Raw genomic sequence first — 22,644 nt, 5'->3', positions numbered from 1 at the left:
ATGCACGCAACTGATTTTGGTCGCACGCTCATCATCGCCAACCCAGCCGCCCAGTCGGGTGCGGCGCGCGAAGTTGCCGAGCGCCTGCAACGCTTTTTGGATATGACCGCGCGCGCATCCCAGTTTGACCTGGTGCTAACCGAGCACATGGGACACGCCAAGGAGCTTGCCGCACAGGCTCAGGGCTATCGTACCGTTATCGCCCTTGGCGGCGACGGCGTGATCCACGAGGTCGTCAATGGACTCATGACGCAGGATGAGATGGTTCGACCGGCGCTTGCCGTCCTGCCCGTAGGCTCCGGCAACGATTTTGCCCAAACGCTCGGTATCGAAGATTTCTCCGGTAAGGATTTTGGCGCGCTACTCACCTGTGAGCTGCAGCGTCAGGACATCGGGCGGATTCGCTCATGGAACCCCGCAAGCGGTAGCGGCGAGGCTACCGTTGAGTACTACGACCAGACACTTTCGATCGGCATCGATGCCGCCATCGGCCTTGGCACCACCGAGCTGCGCAAAAAGACCGGCTTGACGGGCGCTCCGCTCTACACACTCTCGGGACTTGAACAGTTTGGCCTGCGCTATCGCAACTACCCCATGACAGCCAGCTTTGATGGCGCGCCTGCCGAGCGCGTGAGGGCGATCATCATCATGGCGATTCAGCTGGGCCCCACGTATGGCTCGGGCTACCGCATCTGCCCCGATGCCGACCCCTGCGACGGCATGCTCGACGTCTGCTACGCATGTGGCCCTGTCCCTCGCGCGGTTGCCCTGCCTATGTTTCTTTCGGCCAAGGACGGCCACCATACCAAGTTGCCGCCGGTACGCATGCGTCGCTGCCATCATGCCGATCTCACGTTCGAGGAGCCCGACTACCCCATCCAAGCCGACGGCGAGCCCATCGTCGCCTCGCGCATCGAGGTGGACATCCTTCCCGCCGCCCTCGAGGTCTGGCACCCAACCCGCTAGCCATCCCTAAGTTGCGGTGAAATAGGGGCTATTTATGCAGCTAAAGCCGCAAACAGTCCCTATTTCACCGCAACTTATGGAGAGGCTATTCGTCGCTGCCCGGCTTGCGACGGTTGGCCTTTTTAATGGCATTGAAGTGCTTGTCATTGAGCCTGCGCTGGCGAGAGCGCTGAGGCACCTTGGTCTTTACGCGTCGGCGCGGTGGACGCCCGCGACGCTCAAGCTCAGCACGCAGCTTACGCAGGCAGCTACTACGGTTTTGGAACTGGCTGCGGCTCTCGCGCGCCGTCACGGTAATTCCCGAAGGGATATGTTTCATGCGCACCGCCGAGTCCGTCGTGTTGACGCCTTGTCCGCCCGGACCTGTCGCGCGAAACACCTGCACCTCGCAATCGCGCGCCAACTCCTCGGCCGACATCTCGGCATAGCGCGCATACTCGCGCCATCCCATCTTGTTCTCATCCATATCAACACCTCCCCTCATACAAAAAATGTGACAAAGGGACGGTCCCTTTGTCACATCGCATACCAATCGCTTGTGTTGCGCGCTTAGGCGAAGGTAATCTCGCCGGTCTCGCAGTCCATATCGGCGATACGGGCCAAGCTCTCGACGCGGAAGCCGCGCTCGCGGAGCTTATCGCCGCCGCCTTGGAAGCCCTTCTCCACTGCAATGCCAATACCGGACACCTCGGCACCCGCAGCCTCGCAGATCTTGATAAGACCTTCGAGCGCGCAGCCGTTGGCCAAGAAGTCGTCGATGATCAGGACCTTGTCGCCCTCGGACAGGAAACGCTTGCCAACGATGACCGGGTACTCCTTTTGCTTGGTAAAGGAGTAGATGGTCGTGGCATATTGCTCGCCATCGAGGTTGATGGACTGCGCCTTCTTGGCAAAGACCACCGGCACACCGCCAAAATGCTGAGCCGCGATGCAAGCCATGCCAATGCCCGAAGCCTCAATCGTCAGAATCTTGTTGATCTCGACGCCCTCGAACAGACGGGCCCACTCGGCACCCATGTGGTCAAACAGCTCAACGTCGCACTGGTGGTTGAGGAAGGCATCAACCTTAAGGACGTTACCGGCCTTTACGATGCCGTCATGGCGAATACGATCCTCAAGCTCCTGCATGGCGCAACCCCTTCTCGCGGCAACGATACCGCGCGATTAATAAACGTTGTTCGATAGTCTACCACGGACCGAACCCCGCCCGCCCCACAAGCCGCATCGCACCATAAAGCCGCAAGACCAGTAGATGGGCCGATTCGTGGCAAGCCTGCCTCCACAAGCTAATGGCGGGCGCGCACCCTCACCAAACGCACCATGGCAAGCGCAAAGCCCACGGCGGCCACAGCCATGAGCACGTAGAACACCGAACGGAAACCAAACAGGAACACATCCGGACGGCCTGCAACAAAACTGGTCACGGCCTCGCCCATCGCCACGCTCATCTGCCCATACAGGATATGCGACGCCGCCGTAATGCCCACCGCCATACCCGCATAGCGCGCTAGACTACCCAAGCTGCCTGCAAAACCGAGCGCCTCGCGCGGGGCCGAACCCATATACAGCGAGTTGTTGGGGCTCTGGAAAATCGACGTGCCGCACGACATAAACGCGGCACAGCACACGATCACAGGGATAGAAGAGTGCTCGTCGAGCGTGCTTACCGCAAAGAGACCGCACACGTACACGCCCAGGCCGACCGCCGTGGGGCCCTCGCAGCCAACACGGTCCGAAACCGTTCCCGAAAGCGGGCCGATAAAGGCATTCACCATCGGCAGTGCCAAAAAGAGCAGTCCGGAAATATCGGAGCTAAAGCCATGGGCGTCCTGAAAATAGAACGGCAGAATAAACTCGGATGCGCCAATGCCAACGAACACGATGAGCATGCAGGCAAGGTTGATGGTAAAGGCCGAATTTGCAAAGCAGCGACGAGCAGCCTCGATCAGGGACATGGGACGCTCGCCGGCCTCCGGCTTAACATGCGGCAGCGTATAGAGCCCCACGATAAACGAGATGACGCCAATGGGCAGGTTGATGAGGAAGATACTCTCCCAGGGAAAGCTTGCCACCAGCATGCCACCGAGCACGGGGCCACACATCATGCCGAGGGCCACGAAGGTCGCGAGAATACCCATAGCACGACCGCGTTCGCGCGCCGGAAACGACTCGGTGATGATACCCATGTTGTTGGCCATGGCCGCCGCGCAACCGACGCCCTGAACAATACGTGCCAGAATAAGAACCTCGAGCGAGGCCGAAAGGCCACAAAGCAGCGAGCCAACCGTAAAGACGATGACGCCCAGCTGGAACACATTCACCTTGCCGCGCACGTCGCCCAGGCGGCCAAACGGCAGCATAGCCACGCATGTCGCAAGCAGGTACACCGAACTCACCAGCTGAATGCGATCGAGGCCCACGCCCAGTTCCTTTTGCATCACGGGCAACGCCACGGTCACGACGGTCGAATCCAGGCACACCATAAACGTCATGATGAGCACGGTAAACAGAATCGCCCACTTGTTCTTGCCATGGGTGTCGCCCTCAAGGGCAATGTGCTCGCGGCGCAGCTGCTCTGCGGTTTTCTCCATATCCATCCTTTCGAGTGGCGCAACGCAAAAACGGGACCCCGATCGCCTGCAAACAGTCGCGATTGGGGTCCCGCCTACGGAATCGGAACGAAAGGTCGTCGAAGCTTTCTGCCAGCATCGGCGCCTCGTGCGAACGCTAGCCTAGCACTGCTCGAGCGCCTGCTCAAGGTCGGCAATCAGATCGGCCGTGTCCTCGAGACCGCACGACAGGCGTACCATGTCGGCAGAGATGCCGCAGGCGATGAGCTCCTCATCGTTCATTTGGCGATGGGTGGCGTTTGCCGGATGCAAGCAGCAGGTGCGGGCGTCGGCCACGTGCGTGGCGATCTGGGCGAGCTTAAGGCTCTTCATAAAGGTCTCGGCCGCCGCGCGACCACCGTTAAAGCCAAAGCTCACGACGCCGCAAGTACCGTTGGGCATGTACTTCTGAGCGATGTCATAGTACTTGTCGCCCTCCAGGCCCGGATAGCTCACGAAGCGTACCTTGGGGTGGCTCTGCAGGAACTTGGCGACCGCCAGACCATTCTCACAATGGCGCGGCATGCGCACGTGCAGGCTCTCGAGCGAGCTGTTCAGGAAGAACGCCGCCTGCGGGTTCTGCATGGGGCCGAGGTCGCGCATAAGCTGCGCAGTGGCCTTGGTAATAAAGGCGCCCTCGCGACCGAACTTCTCGGCATAGGTCACGCCGTGGTAGCTCTCGTCAGGCGTGGTGAGACCCGGGAACTTGTCCGCATGGGCCATCCAGTCAAACTGGCCGTGGTCGACGATCACGCCACCCAGGTAGGCCGCATGGCCATCCATGTACTTAGTGGTGGAGTGCGTGACGATGTCGGCGCCCCACTCAAAGGGACGGCACATCACGGGCGTCGGGAAGGTGTTGTCGACCATCAGCGGTACGCCGTGGTCGTGCGCGGCCTTGGCAAAGCGCTCAATATCGAGCACGGCAAGGGCGGGGTTAGCAATCGTCTCGCCAAAGACAAGCTTGGTGTTGGGCTGGAAGGCTGCCTCGAGCTCCTCGTCGGTGCAGTCGGGGGCAACGAACGTGCAGGTCAAGCCCATACGACCCATGGTGTGAGCCAACAGGTTGTAGGTACCGCCGTAGATGGCGGAGCTCGCGACCACGTGATCGCCGGCGCCGGCAACGTTAAAGATCGCGAGGAAGTTCGCGGCCATGCCCGAGCTCGTGAGCATCGCTGCGGTGCCGCCCTCCATCTCGCAGATCTTGGCGGCAACCAAATCGCACGTGGGATTCTGCAGACGGCTGTAGAAATAGCCCGACTCCTCCAGGTCAAACAGCTTGCCCATGTGCTCGGACGTGTCGTACTTCCACGTGGTGGACTGGTAGATGGGCACCTGGCGCGGCTCCGCATCTCCCGGGTGATACCCGCCCTGAACACATGTCGTACCGATGGTCTGCTCGCTCATATCCAACTCCCTTACTTGGGTTTTGTTTTTATTCGGTTCACGATACCGCTACCCTGCACCCCTCTCAACCCATCCCCAAGGTAGGTTATGGGACAAATTGATCAGGGGTATTTATCTCAAGCCTTGGGCATTTGCTCGATAGATAAAAATGAGGCATCCATGAAGCTCTCGATGATTACACGCACCGTCATGGGTACCATAGGCGGGTACACCGTGACTAAGGAGACAACGATGAAGCAAATCGATACGGCCCAGCTCGACATCACCGCCTGTCAGGCTCAGGCTGCCGAATACCATGCCCGTGGCTTCAACTGCGCCCAGGCCGTCGCCTGCACGCTCGCACCTGCCGTCGGACTCGACCCCCAGGTCGCCTTTACCCTCACCGAGGGCTTTGGCGCCGGCATGGGCGGCATGACCGAAACCTGCGGCGCCATCTCGGGCGCCGTGGCCATCATGGGTTTTGTAATGAGCGACGGCATGGAAAACCCCAAGACCAAGGGCCAGACCTACAAGCTGTCGCGCGAAATCGCCAAGCGTTTTAAAACGAAGAACACAACGACCGTCTGCGGCACGCTCAAGGGCGTCGGATCGGATAAGGGTCCGCTCCGCAGCTGCCCTGGTTGCATCGACGATGCCGTCGAGATCGCCTGCGATGTGCTAAAGCAGCTCGCCGAGTAAACGGCAGCAACAGAAAACGACGGCCGGCGCGCTTGGGATCCATCCAAAAGCACGCCGGCCGTCGCCATTAGAACTCGGCAAATTCGGGAGCGCCGACCTCGATCTCCTCGCGCCCCGCCATAAGCTCGCGCATCTTGGCGCAAAATAGCTCCTGCTCCCCCGCCTTAAACACCAAGTGAAGTGTCACGGCATCCGCGTAATCGGTATCCAAAACCTTGGCACCCAAATCCTGCGCCAAACGAAGCACCTGCTCATACTGCGGATAGGCCACATGCACGTCAACCGGCACGACGCTTGTCATCTCAACGATCTGCCCGGCCTCCTGAGCCGCAGCCACCGCCGCCTGCGTCGCCGCGGTATAGGCGCGCACCAAGCCGCCAGGCCCCAATAGTGTGCCGCCAAAATAGCGCGTCACCACACAGCAAACATTTTTGAGCTCTGCGCCGCGCAACACCTCGAGCGTCGGCATACCGCTCGTGCGGCTCGGCTCACCGTCATCGCTCTGGCGCTCGCGTCCATCGACCAAAATCCACGCGGGAACATTGTGCCGAGCGTCGTAATGACGCTTGCGAACCATCTCGATAAAGGCATTCGCCTCATCCTCGGACTCAATATGGACAAGCTGGGCAATAAACCGGCTCTTGCGGTCCACAAACTCGCCCGAAGCCTCAATATTCGACTGCAGAGTAAAATAGCTGTCCAACAAAGCCCCTCAACAACAAGCAAAGCAACAAACAGCCTCAATAATACGGCAAAGGCCGTACCGATAACCTCGGTAAATAGAACGGAAACGCCAATGATACCGTCACCAACAGCGAGAACCCGTCAGCGCGAGCAAGGTGCCTTGAAAGACAAGGGCATTGACCTTATGGTCATGCCCGAAGGCTTGAAAGGCAGATTGCCGCGCTGACGGGTTCGCAGCGTCAACATAGTTGCCAAGTGGGCCTATAAGCCGGGTTCTGTCGTGAACGGTCATTTATCTTGTCTGCACGTTACCGTGCAGCTCCACGCACGCTACCCGAACGCGGACCGGGCCGGTCCATAGCGTTCCTATTCGCGCTTGCTCCGGATGGGGCTTGCCAAGCCGCCGTGTTGCCACGACGCTGGTGGTCTCTTACACCACCGTTTCAGCTTTTCCCTTTACGCCTTGCGGCGCAGGTGGGAGTCTTCTTTTCTGCGGCGCTTTCCGTCGGATCACTCCGCCCGGCCGTTAGCCGGCATCCCGCCCTCTGGAGCCCGGACTTTCCTCACGCGTGTTGCAAGCAGCACATCGCGCGACCGTCTGGCCCACTCAGCAGTGCAAGAGTGTAGCACACCGTTGCCGCAGGCAATGGCACAACACAAGCGTTCGACACGATAAACCAAGAACCGCCATGCGTTACAATGGTCCTGTCGATGGGCAACGTCGTCAGTCGAGACGCGACCGCGCTCCGCACCCCTCCGTCTACTCGGTGTGTTCCCGCCTCCTCCCCGAGGCGGGATGTCGGCATTTTTCATGCACCGACAACCCAATAGCCTGTGGACAGCCCGGCAGCATTGCGCATCTCGGCGCCAAATGCAAAAAGGGATCCGTCCATTACGGACGGATCCCTTAAACAAGTGATCGTCAAACCGATTTACTCGGCGTCGGTCTCCTCGTCCTTCTTCTCGGAAGGCAGCGGGGTAACCTCGATCTCGACGCCCAGAGTCTCAGCAGCAGACTTCATGGACAGGGAGATACGACGACGGTCGAGGTCGATCTCCATGACCTTGACCTGAACCTTGTCGCCCACATGGGTGACCTGAGAAGGCTGATCGACGTGCTTGTTGGCCATCTCGGAGATGTGCACCAGGCCCTCGATGCCCTCGCCCAGGTCGACGAAAGCGCCGAACGGGACAAGCTTGGTCACAGTGCCCTCGACGATGGCGCCGACGGGGTACTTCTTGACCAGTGCGCGCCACGGATCCTCGGTGGTCTGCTTGAGACCCAGGGAGATGCGCTCGCGGTTGAGATCGACGTCGAGAACCTCGACCTCGACCTCCTGGCCGACCTTGACAACCTCGGAAGGATGGTTGACGTGGTTCCAGGAGAGCTCGGAGATGTGGATGAGGCCGTCGATACCGCCGAGGTCGACGAAGGCGCCGAAGTCGACGATGGAGGAAACGGTGCCCTGGAGACGCATACCAGACTTGAGCTTGGACAGGATCTCGGAGCGCTCAGCCTTACGGGACTCCTCGAGCACGACGCGACGGGAGAGGACGACGTTGTTGCGGTTGCGGTCCATCTCGATGACGCGGGCCTCGATGCGGGTGCCCATGTAGGAGGTGAGGTCCTTGACGCGACGGAGGTCGACGAGGGAAGCGGGCAGGAAGCCACGCAGGCCGATGTCGAGGATCAGGCCGCCCTTGACAACTTCGATAACCTCGCCCTCGACGTTCTCGCCGGAGTTGAACTTCTCCTCGATGCGGTTCCAAGCACGCTCGTACTCGGCACGCTTCTTGGACAGTACCAGACGACCATCCTTGTCCTCCTTCTGGAGAACCAGAGCCTCGATGGGATCACCGAGTGCAACGATGTCTGCAGGGTTAGCGTCCTTGCGGATGGACAGCTCGCGGACCGGGATAACGCCCTCGGACTTGAATCCGATGTCAACGAGCACCTCGTCATGCTCGATCTTAACGACAGTGCCGTTAACGAGATCGCCCTCATCAAAGTCGGTAATCGTACCGTCGATGAGGTTGTTCATCTCCTCCTCGTTGACATCGTCAAGAGAGAAAATGGACGAGTTCTGAATCTCACTCAAAGGTGGACCCCTTTCGAACTACGGGGCCCCGATTGCTAGGACCTACAGAAGGGTGCGACAAGCACACAACGTTTAGGAACACTCGGGAGCCGACAGATACTAATGTGACGCTTATGCAATCACGTTCGTATAGGTTACGGGGAAATCATTTCGATTTCAAGCGTGAACTGCGATTTTTTACTCGTATGGAGACTTTTTCGCAATCTTGTGGACGACCGTCCCCATAAGTTGACGATAGGCAGTTAGGCATACGGCTTTGGGGTAAAGTATCCGGAGCAACGATTCTGGAACGATTTATCGAGAAAGGTGCCCGCGTGCTCAAAGCAGTCGTTTTCGATATGGACGAGACGCTTCTTAGCATCAACCTCAACGCGTTCATCCTTCGCTATTTTAAGGATGTCTCGTCGATGCTCGCGGATATCGGACGCCGCAGCCGCGGTGGCACGATGGCGCGCCTCGGCACCATTCTGGTCGACCTCAACGCCAACCGCCGAAGCGGCACGGACAACCGCACCAATCTTGAATTTTACCGCACCGAGGTCGAGCGCCGATGCGGCATCTGCCTCTCCGATCCCCTCATCTACGAGGCGTTTACCTACTACGACCGCGAAGTGCTTCCGTACAAGAACGACGATGTCATCAACGCCCACGCCATGCCGGGCGCACACGCCGCTCTCCAGGCCGTACAGGACGCAGGACTGCGCTGCGCGCTCTTTACCAACCCCAGCTTTCCCCAGGGGGCCATCGAGTGCCGCATGGGTTGGGGCGACCTGGCCGACGCCCCCTTTGAGCTCGTCACGCACATGGGAAACACCACCCGCTGCAAGCCCGATGCCACCTACTATCTCGAGCAGCTTCAGGTGATGGGACTCGACCCACACGAGGTCCTTATGGTGGGCAACGATCCCAAGCGCGACTTCCCTAGCCCCGCCTGCGGCATTCAAACTGCCTATGTTGGCCAGGGAAAACCCGGCCGAGCCACCTGGCACGGAACCATGGAAGACTTCGCCCGCGATTTCAACGCCGTAGTAGAAGCCTTCTACGAACACCAAGTAGCCGACGAACTGTCTTAACAGACCTGGGTTTTGCCGATCATGATGTTGAGGATCTCGACGTCGGTATCCTTCATACCCACACGGCCCACGTAGCCCATGCTGGCGATCGTCTGCTCGACGGTATCCTGGATCAGGCCCTCGCCGGCACGGAAGCCACGGCCCTGCATAGCCATATCGTGGCCCAGAATCGCAGCGTCCACGGCTGCCGAAATCTTAGCCGCGCAACTCGCCTTGGCGCCATCGCACACGATGCCGCCCACGTTGCCGAGCGTGTTCGAGACCGTCGCGCCAATCTGCTCACGCGTGCCACCGCACAGCCAGGTAATCGCGGCACCGGCACCGCATGCGGCGCAAATAGCACCGCAAAACGCCGAGAGCGCACCAATATAGCTCTTGATATGCACGGCGATCAGATCGGACAGCATCACGGCGCGAACCAGGCGATCATGGTCGCAGCGCAAATACTCGGCATACTCCATAACAGGCAGCGCGCAGGTAATGCCCTGATTGCCCGAGCCGCACACGATGGCGACCGGCAGCGCGCAGCCGTTCATGCGGGCGTCGGACCCGGCGGCTGCACGGGCACGGGCACGGCAGGCGACGTCATCGGCACGAGCGCCCAACAGCGTACGGCCAACCTCGGCGCCCCAAGCGTGCGCCAGGCCCTCGGCACTGATCGCACCGTTCAGCTCAATCTGACGCTCAACGGCAGCGCAGGCGTCCTCAATGTCACCGTCCTCGATAAAGTCGATGATGGTCTCAATCGACATGGGCGTATCGGCGTTATCTGCCGCCCGCTCGGCCACGACGCGCTCGGCGCAGGCGGCACACTCCCCCGCCGACTTGCCGCACACCGGAATACCGTCGAGGGTATGGCACGTGACATTGGTGTGGTGGTCGGTAATCTCGACGACCGCGGTATGGCCCCCGGCCGTCGCAGTCACCTTGATGTAGAGGTTGGGCACACCCTCGACAAGCGACACATCGCAGTAGCCGGCGTCGGCGAGGAGCTCGGTCACGCGAGCACGGTCTTCATCGTCAACGCTCTCGAGCACCTCGAGAGCACTCTTAGCGTCGCCGCCCACGGCACCCAGCACGGCCGCGGCTTCAATACCGTGCATACCGCCCGAGTTGGGCACGGTCACGCTCTTGACGTTCTTGATGATGTTGCCCGAGCAGGCGACATCCATATGATCGGGTTCGCAACCGAGCGTCTGGCTCGCCAGCGCTGCTGCATAGGCAACGGCAATGGGCTCGGTACAGCCGAGTGCGCAGACAAGCTCGCGGTTCAAAACATCGCAAAACGCGGCATCACGGATGGAATCGGTAGGCATAGGTATCTCCTGCTTGCATAACGGGCTGGGCTCTCAAGAATGGTTAGTTCCTTTATTTGATAACAATGCATCAAAAACCGCAACCATGGTTCCGGCGGACGGCGCTCAAGCACAAACTGACAGCATTCATTCATGAGAAGCCGGTCTTGTTGCATGCTAAAGCGTTTGACCAAAAAACGCCCGAGCGTTTACGCAAAAGTCGCGCTATCATGCAGTCGAACGCGGTAAACACCTTTAGCATTTGCGCCGCACAGACCAGAGAGGAACCATCCATGAAGATCGGTATCGGTAACGACCACGCCGCCGTCGAGCTCAAGAACATCATTTCCGAGCACCTGAAGGAGCGCGGCTGCGAGGTCGTGAACTTTGGCACCGACACCTCCGAGAGCTTTGACTACCCCATCGCCGGCTACAAGGTGGGTAAGGCCGTTGCCAACGGCGACGTCGACCTGGGCATCCTCATCTGTGGCACCGGTGTCGGGATTAGCTTGGCTGCCAACAAGGTCGAGGGCGTACGCGCCGTCGTGTGCTCCGAGCCCTTCAGCGCCAAGCTCTCCCGCATGCACAACAATACCAACGTGCTCGCCTTTGGCGCCCGCGTCGTGGGCTCCGAGCTCGCCAAGATGATTGTCGACGAGTGGCTCGACGCCGAGTTTGAGGGCGGTCGTCACGAGCGTCGCGTTAACCTCCTCAACGAGATCGACCACACGCGCGGCCTCAAGGTCGTCGACGAGGCCTAAACATCTCAGTGCCACAAGCTAACAGCAGGGGCCCGCTCGGAACTCATGACCGAACGGGCCCCTTCATAGATTTTGGAATAAAAGGGCGCCGCGGATGGAGTTCCGCGGCGCCCAAGCCACACGCTAACAGCTTTAAGGAGTCAAAGCTGGTTTAGCCAAAGAAGCGCTTGATCTCAATCTCGGCGTTCTCCAGGCAGTCGGAGCCGTGGATCACGTTGGCGTTGACATCGACGGCAAAGTCGCCGCGGATGGTACCAGGAGCAGCGTCAAGCGGATTAGTAGCGCCCATGAGGGTGCGCATCTTAGCAACAGCGGAGAGACCGGAAACAACCATCTTGACAACCGGACCGCTCGTCATAAAGTCGCAGAGACCGCCAAAGAAGGGCTTGTCGGCCAGATGGGCGTAGTGCTCCTCGACGGTAGCGCGCTCGAGCGTGGTCATCTCCATGCGCTCGATGACAAGGCCGCTGCGCTCGATGCGAGCAACAATCTCGCCGATCTTGCGGTCGCGCACGGCGTCGGGCTTAATCATGATGAAGGTCTTCTCGATAGCCATAAGGTAGCCTTTCAAGTAGGTTCGCGCGTGCCCAAGTCCCATTCCGGCACCCGCCTGGACTGCATCGTAACAGAGTTTTAGCTGCAGTTAAACAAAAAGCTGTTTATTGAAACGTTGCAATTTATTAAAGCGTTCCATATGTGTCACTTCTGTTTCGAAGCTCGATTAGAGTACCATCCGACTGCCCATCAACCGCATCGAGCAGAGCAGACGGTCGGTTGCCGCCCGCGAACGTACCCCCTTCACAACCTGCCCAAAGGTCCTACAGAACTTCTCGACAAGCCCCTCCCCCATAGCAACAAAATACGGACGCTCACATCAGCAGACGTCCGTAAAGCAAAAAATGATTCCTCAATAAATGGCAAAAACAGCTTCGGCCAAACCCTTACTTTATCCCGTGGCCCATCTCGACGACCTTGGTCAGCGATCCAAACACGCCCTCGTCGGCCACGAGCTGTGCCTCGGCACGCTGCAGCTGCACGGCAACGGCGGCAGGGGCGGTACCGCCCTCGGCCGTGCGCGCGGCGACAATCGACGGGATATCGAGCGCCTCGGTAATATCGCGCTCAAAGAGCGGGCTTGCCTCCTGGAACACCTCAAACGGCAGGTCCTCAAGGCTGCAGCCGCGCTTCTCACACATCAGGACCAGGTGCCCCACCACGGCATGTGCCTCGCGGAACGGTAGACCGCGCTTTGCCAGGTAATCGGCAACATCGGTGGCGGCAAGGTGCCCCACGCCGCACTCGCGCGCCATGGCATCCTCGTTGACGGTCCAGGTCGAAATCATTCCGGCCATAACGGACAGGCACTGCATGAGCGTGTGAGCGGTATCGAGCGCGCCCTCCTTGTCCTCCTGCAAGTCCTTGTTATAAGCGAGCGGCAGGCCCTTCATGGTTACCAGCAGCTGCACCAGGTTGCCGTACACGCGACCGCTCTTACCGCGGATAAGCTCGGCAAAGTCGGGATTCTTCTTCTGCGGCATGATGGACGAGCCGGTGGAGTAGGAGTCTGAAAGCGTGATAAAGCCAAATTCGGAGCTCGACCACAGCACGATCTCCTCGGAAAGACGCGACAGGTGCATCGCCATGACGGATCCGGCGTAATGCAGATCGAGCAGGAAATCACGGTCGGAAACCGCATCGAGCGAGTTGGGAATCACGCCCGCAAAGCCAAGTTCGGCAGCCGTCATCTGGCGATCGAGCGGATAGCTCGTACCGGCAAGCGCGGCAGCACCCAGCGGGCAGTTGTCGGCGGCATCAAAGGCGGCCTTCAGGCGCGTAAAGTCGCGCGCGAACATCCAGGAATACGCCAGCAGATGATGCGAGAGCAGCACGGGCTGAGCGTGCTGCATATGCGTGTAGCCCGGAAGAATCACCTTGTCGTACTTCTTGGCCGCATCCACCAGCACATGGCGCAGCTCAAGATTGGCCTCCATGAGCTCCTTGGCCAGCGCCTTGACGCCCAGGCGCGTATCGGTCGCCACCTGGTCGTTGCGCGAACGCCCAGTATGCAAGCGCTTGCCAGCCTCGCCGATACGACGCGTCAGCTCGCTTTCGATGGACATATGAATGTCCTCGTCGTTGATATCAAAGGTGAAGTTGCCGGCATCGATATCCTGTTCGATTCCGGTCAGGCCCTCGGCAATCGCCTGCTCGTCCTCGGCGCTGATAATGCCCTGGGCCGCCAGCATCTTGGCATGTGCCTTAGATCCGGCGATATCCTGCTTATAGAGATGTTTGTCAACCGGCAACGACGCGCCAAACTCCTGCGTGACCTCGGCCACGCCCGCCTCAAAACGACCGCCCCAAAGAGCCATGGAACCGTCCCCTTTCATCAAATCCCAAAACAAGCGCCCAAAGCAATGCGCCCTGTCGCTAAAGCGATTTCTCAACCGCTAGTTTTGCATATTCCCCACCATGTGCGAGGCCATATTGCTAATTTGCAAAGAAGTGACGCGCCATGCACTTGGCGCCCAACGTCTCCCTCCGAATGTTGCCCTGCGAACCATCGATCCAGGCCTTTAGGCTCATAGGAACGTCCTCGACCTTTGCAGCATCGAACTCGGGCGCGAGGGCAAGTAAAGCATGCGCGATAGCATTGAACATAATGGATACTCCCCATATATATAGGCGCAGGGCCGTCAAATTGATAGGAGGAGCCCCGCCGGACAACCCCGGCGGGGCTCGGACTCAGCCGCAGACGCGGCATCATATATGCGGGCGGAACGTAGGGGCCACCGATGTTAAGAAGTGTCAGCAAGCATAACGAAAGGTGGGGACCCCATGCGCCCGTTATGTATCACGCGGATGGGCCGCGCGGATACCAAAGGAAGGAGGCGCTAGGCCTGGGCGGCAGCAGAGCTGGGGCCCTGGACCTTAGCCCACGTCTTGAGCGACAGCGTATCGATCTCGATAAAGCCGGCGCTGGCCTTCTCGTCAAACGTAGTGTCGCGGTCGTAGGTAGCCAGACCGTAGTCATACAGGCTAAACGGGCTCTTGCGGCCGACGACATGGCAGTTGCCCTTAAAGAACTTCAGACGGACGGTGCCGGTCACGAACTTCTGGGTGTCGGCCATAAAGGCATCGAGCGCGTTTTTGAGCGGGCTGTACCACTGGCCGTTGTACACGGCGGTGGCCCAATCCTGCTCGAGCTTAATCTTGGCCTTGAGCAGGTCGCCCTCGACGCAAATGTCCTCAAGCGCCTTGTGGGCGGTGATGAGCGTCAGGGCGCCGGGAACCTCATAGCACTCGCGGCTCTTGAGGCCCACTAGACGGTCCTCGACCAGATCGAGACGGCCAAAGCCGTTGTCACCAGAGATCTTGTTGAGGGCGATGACGATCTCGGAGAGCTTCATCTTCTTGCCGTCGACGGCGACGGGCTTGCCGGCCTCAAACTCAATCTCGGTGTAAGTCGGAGTGTCGGGCGTGTCCTCGGGGTTCTTGGTCATAACCCAGGCGTCGTCGAGCGGCTCGTTCCAGGGATCCTCCAGGTGACCGCACTCGATGGCACGACCCCACAGGTTATCATCGATGGAATAGGGGTTGTCGTTGGCACCCTCGGGAACCGGCACGTTGTGGGCGTGAGCATAGGCGACCTCGTCGGGACGACACTTCAGGTCCCACTCGCGAACCGGGGCGATAACCTTAAGCTCGGGGTCGAGGGCCTTGACGGCAGCCTCAAAACGAACCTGGTCGTTACCCTTGCCGGTGCAGCCGTGGGCGACGTAGGTCGCGCCAAACTCGTGAGCGACCTCAACAAGCTTCTTGGCGAGCAGCGGACGAGACAGGGCGGAGAGCAGCGGGTACTTGTTCTCGTACATGGAGTTGGCGGCGATGGCCTTGATTAGGAACTCATCGGAAAACTCATCGCGCAGGTCGAGCACCTGGCAATCGAGAACGCCCAAGTCGAGCGCCTTCTGCTTCTTGGCATCCAGGCCGGTCTCCTCCTGGCCCACGTTGCCGCAGACACAAACGACATCGAGATTCTTCTCGTCCTGGAGCCACTTGACACATACAGATGTATCAAGGCCACCGGAATATGCGAGAACGACTTTTTCCTTGCTCATGGCTGTTTCCTTTCGCCCTTGGTAGCTAATTAGAGCATCGGTCAGTTGCAAGTCATTTCAAGGTCAAATACCGTGCAATATCAGGTTAAATAGTAAAAAACAGCACATACATGCCCTAGAAACATGTAGCTATGTCGTGCTAAACCCAACGACCTCAAAATGACTCTGTTGAGGCAATTCGCCCCATGCGGACAGAGACGATTGTTATCGTCGTCGGGAAATTGCGCGCTGGCGTCGGATGGCATTGTCTGCAGTGGTGATGATCTTTACGAACTGCATCTGCCTCTCCTTTCACATATCGCCGAGCGCAATTCAAATATCGCAAACGGTACCTTTTCCTCGGTAAACGGGTCTTTTTCCGTCTCCGTTTTCGATGCTCGCTATATTACGCTAAAGTGCCTGCTGTACAAGCGACAAATTCAAATTTCTGAAAAGTTTTTTCATTAGTTTGTGAATTGCAGTGCAAGTACGCACCATTCCTGCGAAAATACGCTCGATTACATAGCAGAGGGTCATTACGCCCGAAACAATCTGGAAACGGAAAGGCGCATTTATGCAGACTTATGAATCAGACGCTAACATCGGCAACATTAAACTCATCGCCGTCGACATGGACAAGACGCTGCTGACCGACGAGCGCGTGCTGCCCCAGGGTCTCGACGAGCGTCTGGACAAGCTCGCTGACGCCGGCATCGTATTCTGCCCCGCCAGCGGACGCCCCGCCCCCAAGCTCGAGGAGATGTTCGAGGACATCAAGAACCGCCTCGCCTTTTGTCCCGACAACGGAGCGTGCGTGATCTATCGCGGCAGCTATATCTATAAGAGTAATATCGACGTGGAGCTGTACCAGCAGGTCTTGAAGCGCGCCTCGGAGGATCCTCGCGCTGTCCCCGTCCTGTGCTGCTTCGACGAGTTCTACGTGCTTGCCCGCGACCATCAATACCACGACGAGATCAGCGTCTACTACAACACAATCAACTACGTCGATAGCTTTGAGGGCATTGATATCGAGTCCAATAAGATCTCGATCTTCTTCCCCGCCTATGATGCCGAGCCTGCATTCCGCGAGACCTATAGCCCCGAGTTCTCGGACAAGCTCTACGTCACCAACGCCGGGCGCGAGTGGATCGACTTTATGAACCTGGGCGTCGACAAGGGCGCCGGCGTCGCGCACCTGTGCGAGCACCTGGGCATCGATATCGCCGACGCCGCTGCCGTGGGCGATACCTACAACGATATCCCCATGCTGGAGCGCGTCGGTCACAGCTTTATCGTGGACAATGCCGAGGAGCACATGAACGCGCATGCCAAGTGGCGCATTCCGAGCAACAACGACGGGGGCGTACTGACGCTCATCGACGCCATCCTGGCGGCTCGGTAACGTGGCTCGTCGGACCTGGCCGGGCGGCGCGGATTAGTTTTTCGTTCGGTCAGGTCCTGGGCTCGCTCGGAAAGCACATTAAGTGCTTTCCGGCTCGTGCGGAATCTACGAAAAACTAATCCGCGCCGCCCGGCCAGGTCCTAGGTTTACTTTCCTGCCGCCAAGATGGCGTCTTGAGTGTCTAGATACTTAGCTGAAATGATTTGAGCAGAGGGGAGCCCCTTGTTGGAAGGGGCTCCCCTCTGTTTTGGTTACTGTGGGACAAATTAATCAGTAGTGTTTGTCCCAAATCTTAAGTATGTGGGGGCTTGCGTCTTGGGCGAGCTTGCCTTACGGAGTGCTTCCCTATTTCGCGTCGGCCCAGGTTATGCCGGTGCTGGCTTCGGCGATCAACGGTACGCGGAGGTCTACTACGTGTTCCATGACGTCGCGGACCATGGCGGTGAGGCGCTCGACTTCGTCGACGGGGCACTCAAAGTCCAGTTCGTCGTGCACCTGTAAGATCATGTGGGCGGCAAAGCCCTCTTCTTCCAGGCGGCGGCTTACGCGGGCCATGGCGATCTTGATGACGTCGGCCGCGGTGCCCTGCATGGGATGGTTCATGGCCGTGCGCTCACCAAAGCCGCGGAGCTGTGGGTTTTTGGCCTTGAGCTCCGGAATATGACGACGACGGCCGTACATGGTCTCGGCGTAACCCGTCTGCTTGGCACGCGCCACCACGTTGTCGAGGAACGTGCGCACGCCCGGGTATGCCTCGTAGTAGCGGTCAATCATGTCGCGCGCCTCGGCCATCGAGATATGCAGCGACTGCGACAGACCGTAAGCCTGCTGACCATACACGATGCCGAAGTTCACGGCCTTGGCGCGGCTGCGCAGGTCGGGCGTCACCTCGGACACCGGCACGCCAAATACGCGCGCGGCCGTCTCGGCATGGAAGTCCTCGCCCTCGTTAAAGGCGCGCACCAGATGCTCATCGCCCGAGAGATGCGCCAGCAGACGCAGCTCGATCTGCGAGTAGTCCACTGCCAAAAAGACGCTGCCCTCGCCCGCCGAGAACGCCGTCTTGACGGTGCGTCCCAGCTCCGAGCGCGTCGGAATGTTTTGCAGATTGGGGTCGCTCGAAGACAGACGCCCCGTCGCGGTGATGGTCTGGTTGTACGTGGTGTGCACACGCCCGTCACCACGGCGCAGCGGACCTAGCGTGTCCAGATAGGTCGACTTAATCTTGGACTTCTCACGCCAGTCCAAAATAAGGCGTACGATCTCGTGGTCGCGGGCAAGGTCGCTCAGCACCTTGGCGTTGGTCGAATAATAGCCGCGCTTGGTCTTTTTGAGGCCCTTGGTCGGAAGCCCCATCACATCAAACAGCACGTGCGAGAGCTGCATGGGGCTGCCGACGTTAAAGGTCTCGTCACCCGCTAGGTCGCGAATACTGCGCTCGACATCGGTGATCTGGGTAGCAAGTCCCTCGGACAGACTATGCAGACGGTCGGGGTCTACGAGCATGCCCGCGCGTTCCATCTTGGCAAGCACCGGCACGAGCGGCATCTCGATCCCATCGAACACGTTGGCGGCGTTCTCGCGGGCCATGCGGTCACGCAGCGGTGCGACCAGCGCCAGCGTCAAGGCCGCCGTGCGAGCGGCGGGCGCAGGAGCGTCCTCGCCAGCGCCTTCTGCGCCACGTGCCGCAGGCAGCGTCATCTGCAGATAGGTATCGGCCAGATACGCCTCATCAAACTCGGAGCGGTCGGAATCCAACAGGTAGGCGGCGACAACGGTATCGAAGATGCGCGTGGAATCGACGACCAGCGGATCCATGAGCTCGGGCTCGGAAGAATCGATGGGCGAAAGCTCATGCAGCAGCGCCTTCATATCCGGGCTCGCCACGCGGCCCTCCATAAACAGGCGCGCAAGCACGCCGGCGATCAGGCCGTGGGCAACGTTAAAGCCATCGACCACGGCAGACGCACCGCCGTCGCCCTCCTCAAGAGCAAACAGCCCCTTGGACGTCGCCAGCCACAGCGTGCGCGTCAGACCAAAAAGCGCGCCCTCCTCCTTGTCATCATCCACCACGGCGGCAATCCACTCACCCGCATCAATCGCGCGAGCGATCTCGACGGCAGCGGCAGCAAGCGCCTCGGCATCGTCGGCAGCGGCACGCGAGACGGCGGGCATCTCAAACGTGCTGGAAGCAGCAGCCCCGCCCTCGCCGCTGATCAGCGCCAAGAAACGGTTCTGCATGGCCGTAATGCCGAGCGTGCCCAGCGCCGCAGACACCTCGTCGGCAGAAAACGCCGGGAAGGACGTCGCCTCAAAGTCGAGCTCAACAGGCGCATCGGTGCGGATGGTCGCGACCTTGCGGCTCAGCAGCGCATCGTCGATGTGCGCACGCAGGTTCTCGCCCATCTTGCCCTTAACCTCATCGGCGTGTGCGATGACCTCGTCCAGGCTACCGTACTGCGCAATGAGCGCGCTCGCCTTTTTGGGGCCGATGCCCGGCACGCCGGGGATGTTATCGGACGTGTCGCCCTTCAGACCATAAAAGTCGGGCACGAGCGCCGGCGTAATGCCGTGATACAGATCGTCCACGCTCTCGGGTGTCATGATCGCCACGTCGGACAGGCCCTTACGGGTCGAGACCACGTTGACGTGCTCGGTAACAAGCTGATACATGTCGCGATCACCGGTCACCAGCAGCATATCACAGCCGGCCTGCTCGCCCAGGCGCGCCATAGTACCCAGGATGTCATCGCCTTCCCAGCCCTCGGACTGCAGAATCGGCACGTTGAGCGCGGCGAGCAGCTCCTTGATCATAGGGAACTGCGCGTGCAGATCGGGGTCCATGGGCGGACGCTGCGCCTTATACTGCGGCAGCATCTCCATACGCACGCGCGGCTTGCCCTTGTCAAACGCCACGACGACGCCGTCGGGGTTAAAGGCGTCGATCATCTTAAGAAACATGTTCAGAAAACCAAAGATCGCGTTGGTGGGGCGACCGTCCGGCGCGTTCATGGTCGGCGGCACGGCGTGGAAGGCGCGATGCATGAGCGAGTTGCCGTCGATGACGGCAAAGGTACGGCGCTTTTCAGACATATTGAATACCTCGCTTTGGGCTGGGCACGGTTTGCTCACACCAGTTTACACGCTCCCCGCCCCGCGGCCACCGCACATCAGGCTTCCCTGCCGCCGCGGGCCCGCGCGTGATACGATGGCTCACGGTACATCAACCAGCACGATCGATCCGAAAGGAGCCTGCGTCATGGAGCGTCCCAGCGCATGGAAAAAGTACACGCCACAGCAGATCGAGGAGCTCGAGGAGCTTTGCCGCGGCTATAAGCAGTTTTTGAGTGAGAACAAGACCGAGCGCCTGTGCGTCAAGGCCGGTATCAAGATGGCCGAGGAGGCGGGCTACGTCAATCTGGAGACCGTGATCGCCGAGGGCCGCGCGCTCAAGGCCGGCGACAAGGTGTACGCCGCCAACCACGGCAAGGACCTCATGCTCGTCAACCTGGGCACCGCCCCGCTCGAGCAGGGCTTTAACATCCTGGGCGCCCACGTGGACTCGCCGCGCCTGGACCTCAAGCAGAACCCCGCCTTCGAGGCCGGCGACATGGCTTATCTCGACACGCACTACTATGGCGGCGTCAAGAGCTACCACTGGGTCGCTTCCCCGCTCGCACTCGTGGGCGTCATCTGCAAAAAGGACGGCACCACCGTCGACATCAACATCGGTGACAAGGCCGACGACCCGGTCTTTACCATCTCCGACCTGCTGATCCACCTCTCGAGCGAGCAGATGGCCAAGCCCGCCAAGGACGCCGTCGACGCCGAGATCCTCGACGTGATCGTGGGCGGCCGCCCCGTCAAGTTTGACGAGGACGACAAGGACGCTCCCAAGGAGCCCGTCAAGCAGATGTTCCTGGATATCCTCAAGGAGCAGTACGACGTCGAGGAGGAGGACTTCCTCTCCGCCGAGATCGAGGTCGTGCCCGCCGGCCCCGCCCGTGACATGGGCCTCGACCGCTCCATGATTCTGGGCTATGGCCACGACGACCGTGTCTGCGCCTATCCGTCCATGCTCGCCCAGATCAACGTCGCCAACGTGGAGCGCACGAGCATCACACTCATCGTCGACAAGGAGGAGATCGGTTCCGTGGGTGCCACCGGCATGACGAGCCGCTTCTTCGAGAACACCGTCGCCGAGATCATGACGCTCGCCGGCGAGGATAGCCCGCTGGCCCTGCGCCGCGCGCTCGCCCGCAGCCGCATGCTCTCCTCCGACGTGTCCGCCGGCTTCGACCCGGGCTACGCCGGCAAGTTCGAAACCAAGAACGCAGCCTTCATGGGTCGCGGCCTGTGCTTTAACAAGTACACGGGCAGCCGCGGCAAGGGCGGCTCTAACGACGCCGACGCCGAGTATGTGGCCCTCATCCGCGACATCATGGACGAGGCCGGCGTGGACTTCCAGACCTGCGAGCTCGGTCGCGTCAACGCGGGCGGCGGCGGCACCATCGCATACATCATGGCTAAGTACGGCATGAACGTCATCGACTCTGGCGTTGCCGTCCTGTCCATGCACGCCCTGTGGGAGGTCGCTAACAAGGCCGATATCTACGAGGCCTATCGCGGCTACAAGGCCTTCATCGAGCGCGCGTAACCAACCCTTCATCAGTTGCGGTGAAATACAGACTAAACTGGCCCATAAACGGCCAAAACAGACCGTATTCCACCGCAACTTCCTTTTTGGCAGAGGAGAGTCCATGCTGCAGGTCGTCATTTCGCCCGCCAAGCAGATGCGCGCGGCCCAAGATGCTTTTGAAGTCCTGGGCATTCCACCCTTTGCGCGCGAGACGGCTCGCCTCCACCGCGCGCTGCTAGATATCGAGCGGAATGAAGGCAGCGACAGCCTGCAGGCGCTATGGAACGTGAGTGACAAACTGCTAGGGCCTTGCCTCAACACCCTGCATGAGTTCGGGCCCATCCTGAAAAACGGCGATCTCGACAATCCCGCACTCGCCTGTCACCTCTCCCCTGCCGTCATGTCCTACCACGGCATTCAATACCAGAGCATGGCGCCCGAGGTGATGGATTCCGCGCAGCTCGCATGGCTGCAAAGCCACCTGTGGATCCTCTCTGGCCTCTACGGGTGCGTTCGCCCCTTTCATGCCGTCGAACCATATCGGCTGGAGATGGGCGCGAAGCTCGCCGTTGACGATGCCCGAGACCTCTATGCGTTTTGGAGCGACAAGCTCGCGCGGGCTATCGCCCCGGCAGGCTCAAACACCACGATCGTCAACCTCGCCAGCGTAGAGTACGCCAAAGCCGTTCTGCCCCATCTCGCGGGCGACGCCACGGTCGTCACGTGCCTCTTTGGCGAAGGCATCCGCAACGGCAAGCCCATCCAGCGCTCGACCGCCAGCAAAAAGGCACGTGGTTCCATGGTGCGCTGGATGGCAGAAAACAAGCTCGAGGATGCAAGCGGGCTCACCGCGTTTGACGTTGGTTATCGTCACTTTCCCGAGCTTTCAAATAAGAACACTTTGGTCTTCCTGAACGAACAGACCTTGTAG

At 59.8% G+C, this 22,644-nt stretch carries 19 protein-coding genes and 1 other RNA gene; 7 read left to right on the top strand and 13 right to left on the bottom strand.

The features are described 5' to 3' along the window. Nucleotides 1–966: a diacylglycerol kinase family protein gene (locus DW823_RS03655; protein WP_118080402.1), complete on the top strand. Its 966-nt coding sequence runs from the start codon at nt 1–3 to the stop codon at nt 964–966. Between the two features lie 85 nt (nt 967–1,051). Here the strand turns inward: DW823_RS03655 and DW823_RS03650 are convergent, their stop codons facing one another. The 4 genes from DW823_RS03650 to DW823_RS03635 form a co-directional block, all read right to left on the bottom strand. Then, complete coding sequence (locus DW823_RS03650; RefSeq protein WP_192919550.1) at nt 1,052–1,432, bottom strand: peptide chain release factor-like protein; 381 nt, start codon at nt 1,430–1,432, stop codon at nt 1,052–1,054. Between the two features lie 83 nt (nt 1,433–1,515). Next, a complete protein-coding gene (locus tag DW823_RS03645) occupies nt 1,516–2,094 on the bottom strand; it encodes a xanthine phosphoribosyltransferase (RefSeq protein ID WP_022095227.1) in 579 nt (192 codons plus the stop codon). 158 nt (nt 2,095–2,252) lie between these two features. Continuing rightward, nucleotides 2,253–3,557 (bottom strand): MFS transporter, encoded by a 1,305-nt coding sequence (locus tag DW823_RS03640; RefSeq protein WP_118080400.1) that lies wholly within the window; start codon nt 3,555–3,557, stop codon nt 2,253–2,255. Between the two features lie 141 nt (nt 3,558–3,698). Then, on the bottom strand, nt 3,699–4,982 hold the full coding sequence (locus tag DW823_RS03635; RefSeq protein ID WP_055251624.1) for an O-acetylhomoserine aminocarboxypropyltransferase/cysteine synthase family protein: 1,284 nt from the start codon (nt 4,980–4,982) through the stop codon (nt 3,699–3,701). Between the two features lie 231 nt (nt 4,983–5,213). On the opposite strand from DW823_RS03635, the gene DW823_RS03630 reads away from it, so the two are divergent. Continuing rightward, nucleotides 5,214–5,660 carry a C-GCAxxG-C-C family protein gene (locus tag DW823_RS03630; RefSeq protein WP_233542976.1) on the top strand — a complete coding sequence of 149 codons (447 nt, stop codon included), beginning with the start codon at nt 5,214–5,216 and terminating at the stop codon, nt 5,658–5,660. A 67-nt stretch (nt 5,661–5,727) separates the two neighbouring features. Here DW823_RS03630 and DW823_RS03625 read toward each other — a convergent pair whose 3' ends face one another. The 3 genes from DW823_RS03625 to rpsA all read right to left on the bottom strand — a co-directional run bounded on the left by DW823_RS03625 (nt 5,728) and on the right by rpsA (nt 8,443). After that, nucleotides 5,728–6,366 (bottom strand): YigZ family protein, encoded by a 639-nt coding sequence (locus DW823_RS03625; protein WP_199574335.1) that lies wholly within the window; start codon nt 6,364–6,366, stop codon nt 5,728–5,730. Nucleotides 6,367–6,592: 226 nt separating this feature from the next. After that, nucleotides 6,593–6,954, bottom strand: an RNA gene (rnpB, locus tag DW823_RS03620) — RNase P RNA component class A. A gap of 322 nt (nt 6,955–7,276) precedes the next feature. Next, entirely contained in the window at nt 7,277–8,443 is a 1,167-nt protein-coding gene (gene rpsA / locus DW823_RS03615) for a 30S ribosomal protein S1 (protein WP_022095232.1), read from the bottom strand. A 314-nt stretch (nt 8,444–8,757) separates the two neighbouring features. Here rpsA and DW823_RS03610 point away from each other — a divergent pair, with 314 nt between their 5' ends. Continuing rightward, entirely contained in the window at nt 8,758–9,516 is a 759-nt protein-coding gene (locus DW823_RS03610) for an HAD family hydrolase (RefSeq protein ID WP_118080394.1), read from the top strand. Here DW823_RS03610 and DW823_RS03605 read toward each other — a convergent pair. After that, nucleotides 9,513–10,832 (bottom strand): serine dehydratase subunit alpha family protein, encoded by a 1,320-nt coding sequence (locus tag DW823_RS03605; RefSeq protein ID WP_117758710.1) that lies wholly within the window; start codon nt 10,830–10,832, stop codon nt 9,513–9,515. The two genes, DW823_RS03610 and DW823_RS03605, sit on opposite strands and share 4 nt — an antisense overlap. A gap of 272 nt (nt 10,833–11,104) precedes the next feature. Between DW823_RS03605 and rpiB the strand changes: the two genes are divergently transcribed. Then, nucleotides 11,105–11,572: a ribose 5-phosphate isomerase B gene (gene rpiB / locus DW823_RS03600; RefSeq protein ID WP_006234151.1), complete on the top strand. Its 468-nt coding sequence runs from the start codon at nt 11,105–11,107 to the stop codon at nt 11,570–11,572. A gap of 151 nt (nt 11,573–11,723) precedes the next feature. Here rpiB and ndk read toward each other — a convergent pair whose 3' ends face one another. From ndk to DW823_RS03585, 4 genes are all read right to left on the bottom strand, one after another. Continuing rightward, nucleotides 11,724–12,128, bottom strand: a complete 405-nt coding sequence (gene ndk, locus DW823_RS03595; protein ID WP_006234152.1) for a nucleoside-diphosphate kinase — start codon at nt 12,126–12,128, stop codon at nt 11,724–11,726. Nucleotides 12,129–12,513: 385 nt separating this feature from the next. Next, nucleotides 12,514–13,944 carry an argininosuccinate lyase gene (gene argH, locus DW823_RS03590; RefSeq protein ID WP_118080392.1) on the bottom strand — a complete coding sequence of 477 codons (1,431 nt, stop codon included), beginning with the start codon at nt 13,942–13,944 and terminating at the stop codon, nt 12,514–12,516. Between the two features lie 118 nt (nt 13,945–14,062). Next, nucleotides 14,063–14,233, bottom strand: a complete 171-nt coding sequence (locus DW823_RS09770; RefSeq protein ID WP_156058436.1) for a hypothetical protein — start codon at nt 14,231–14,233, stop codon at nt 14,063–14,065. A 233-nt stretch (nt 14,234–14,466) separates the two neighbouring features. Continuing rightward, on the bottom strand, nt 14,467–15,693 hold the full coding sequence (locus tag DW823_RS03585) for an argininosuccinate synthase (RefSeq protein WP_118080390.1): 1,227 nt from the start codon (nt 15,691–15,693) through the stop codon (nt 14,467–14,469). Nucleotides 15,694–16,246: 553 nt separating this feature from the next. On the opposite strand from DW823_RS03585, the gene DW823_RS03580 reads away from it, so the two are divergent. Further along, nucleotides 16,247–17,074: a Cof-type HAD-IIB family hydrolase gene (locus tag DW823_RS03580; RefSeq protein WP_118080388.1), complete on the top strand. Its 828-nt coding sequence runs from the start codon at nt 16,247–16,249 to the stop codon at nt 17,072–17,074. 345 nt (nt 17,075–17,419) lie between these two features. Here the strand turns inward: DW823_RS03580 and polA are convergent, their stop codons facing one another. Beyond that, complete coding sequence (gene polA / locus DW823_RS03575) at nt 17,420–20,167, bottom strand: DNA polymerase I (RefSeq protein ID WP_118080386.1); 2,748 nt, start codon at nt 20,165–20,167, stop codon at nt 17,420–17,422. Nucleotides 20,168–20,333: 166 nt separating this feature from the next. Between polA and DW823_RS03570 the strand changes: the two genes are divergently transcribed. Both DW823_RS03570 and DW823_RS03565 read left to right on the top strand, forming a co-directional pair. Further along, nucleotides 20,334–21,731 (top strand): aminopeptidase, encoded by a 1,398-nt coding sequence (locus tag DW823_RS03570; protein ID WP_117655131.1) that lies wholly within the window; start codon nt 20,334–20,336, stop codon nt 21,729–21,731. Between the two features lie 103 nt (nt 21,732–21,834). After that, on the top strand, nt 21,835–22,644 hold the full coding sequence (locus DW823_RS03565) for a YaaA family protein (RefSeq protein WP_118080384.1): 810 nt from the start codon (nt 21,835–21,837) through the stop codon (nt 22,642–22,644).

It is taken from the genome of Collinsella sp. AM34-10 (assembly GCF_003469185.1).
Classification (GTDB): domain Bacteria; phylum Actinomycetota; class Coriobacteriia; order Coriobacteriales; family Coriobacteriaceae; genus Collinsella.
This window is presented reverse-complemented; position numbering and strand designations above follow the sequence as displayed.

What these genes read in the sequence shown, in the direction of transcription:
- DW823_RS03655 (WP_118080402.1), top strand. Translation starts at nt 1, where the DNA reads ATGCACGCAACTGATTTTGGTCGCACGCTCATCATCGCCAACCCAGCC.
- DW823_RS03650 (WP_192919550.1), bottom strand. Translation starts at nt 1,432, where the DNA reads ATGGATGAGAACAAGATGGGATGGCGCGAGTATGCGCGCTATGCCGAG.
- DW823_RS03645 (WP_022095227.1), bottom strand. Translation starts at nt 2,094, where the DNA reads ATGCAGGAGCTTGAGGATCGTATTCGCCATGACGGCATCGTAAAGGCC.
- DW823_RS03640 (WP_118080400.1), bottom strand. Translation starts at nt 3,557, where the DNA reads ATGGAGAAAACCGCAGAGCAGCTGCGCCGCGAGCACATTGCCCTTGAG.
- DW823_RS03635 (WP_055251624.1), bottom strand. Translation starts at nt 4,982, where the DNA reads ATGAGCGAGCAGACCATCGGTACGACATGTGTTCAGGGCGGGTATCAC.
- DW823_RS03630 (WP_233542976.1), top strand. Translation starts at nt 5,214, where the DNA reads ATGAAGCAAATCGATACGGCCCAGCTCGACATCACCGCCTGTCAGGCT.
- DW823_RS03605 (WP_117758710.1), bottom strand. Translation starts at nt 10,832, where the DNA reads ATGCCTACCGATTCCATCCGTGATGCCGCGTTTTGCGATGTTTTGAAC.
- rpiB (WP_006234151.1), top strand. Translation starts at nt 11,105, where the DNA reads ATGAAGATCGGTATCGGTAACGACCACGCCGCCGTCGAGCTCAAGAAC.
- ndk (WP_006234152.1), bottom strand. Translation starts at nt 12,128, where the DNA reads ATGGCTATCGAGAAGACCTTCATCATGATTAAGCCCGACGCCGTGCGC.
- argH (WP_118080392.1), bottom strand. Translation starts at nt 13,944, where the DNA reads ATGGCTCTTTGGGGCGGTCGTTTTGAGGCGGGCGTGGCCGAGGTCACG.
- DW823_RS09770 (WP_156058436.1), bottom strand. Translation starts at nt 14,233, where the DNA reads ATGTTCAATGCTATCGCGCATGCTTTACTTGCCCTCGCGCCCGAGTTC.
- DW823_RS03585 (WP_118080390.1), bottom strand. Translation starts at nt 15,693, where the DNA reads ATGAGCAAGGAAAAAGTCGTTCTCGCATATTCCGGTGGCCTTGATACA.
- DW823_RS03580 (WP_118080388.1), top strand. Translation starts at nt 16,247, where the DNA reads ATGCAGACTTATGAATCAGACGCTAACATCGGCAACATTAAACTCATC.
- polA (WP_118080386.1), bottom strand. Translation starts at nt 20,167, where the DNA reads ATGTCTGAAAAGCGCCGTACCTTTGCCGTCATCGACGGCAACTCGCTC.
- DW823_RS03570 (WP_117655131.1), top strand. Translation starts at nt 20,334, where the DNA reads ATGGAGCGTCCCAGCGCATGGAAAAAGTACACGCCACAGCAGATCGAG.
- DW823_RS03565 (WP_118080384.1), top strand. Translation starts at nt 21,835, where the DNA reads ATGCTGCAGGTCGTCATTTCGCCCGCCAAGCAGATGCGCGCGGCCCAA.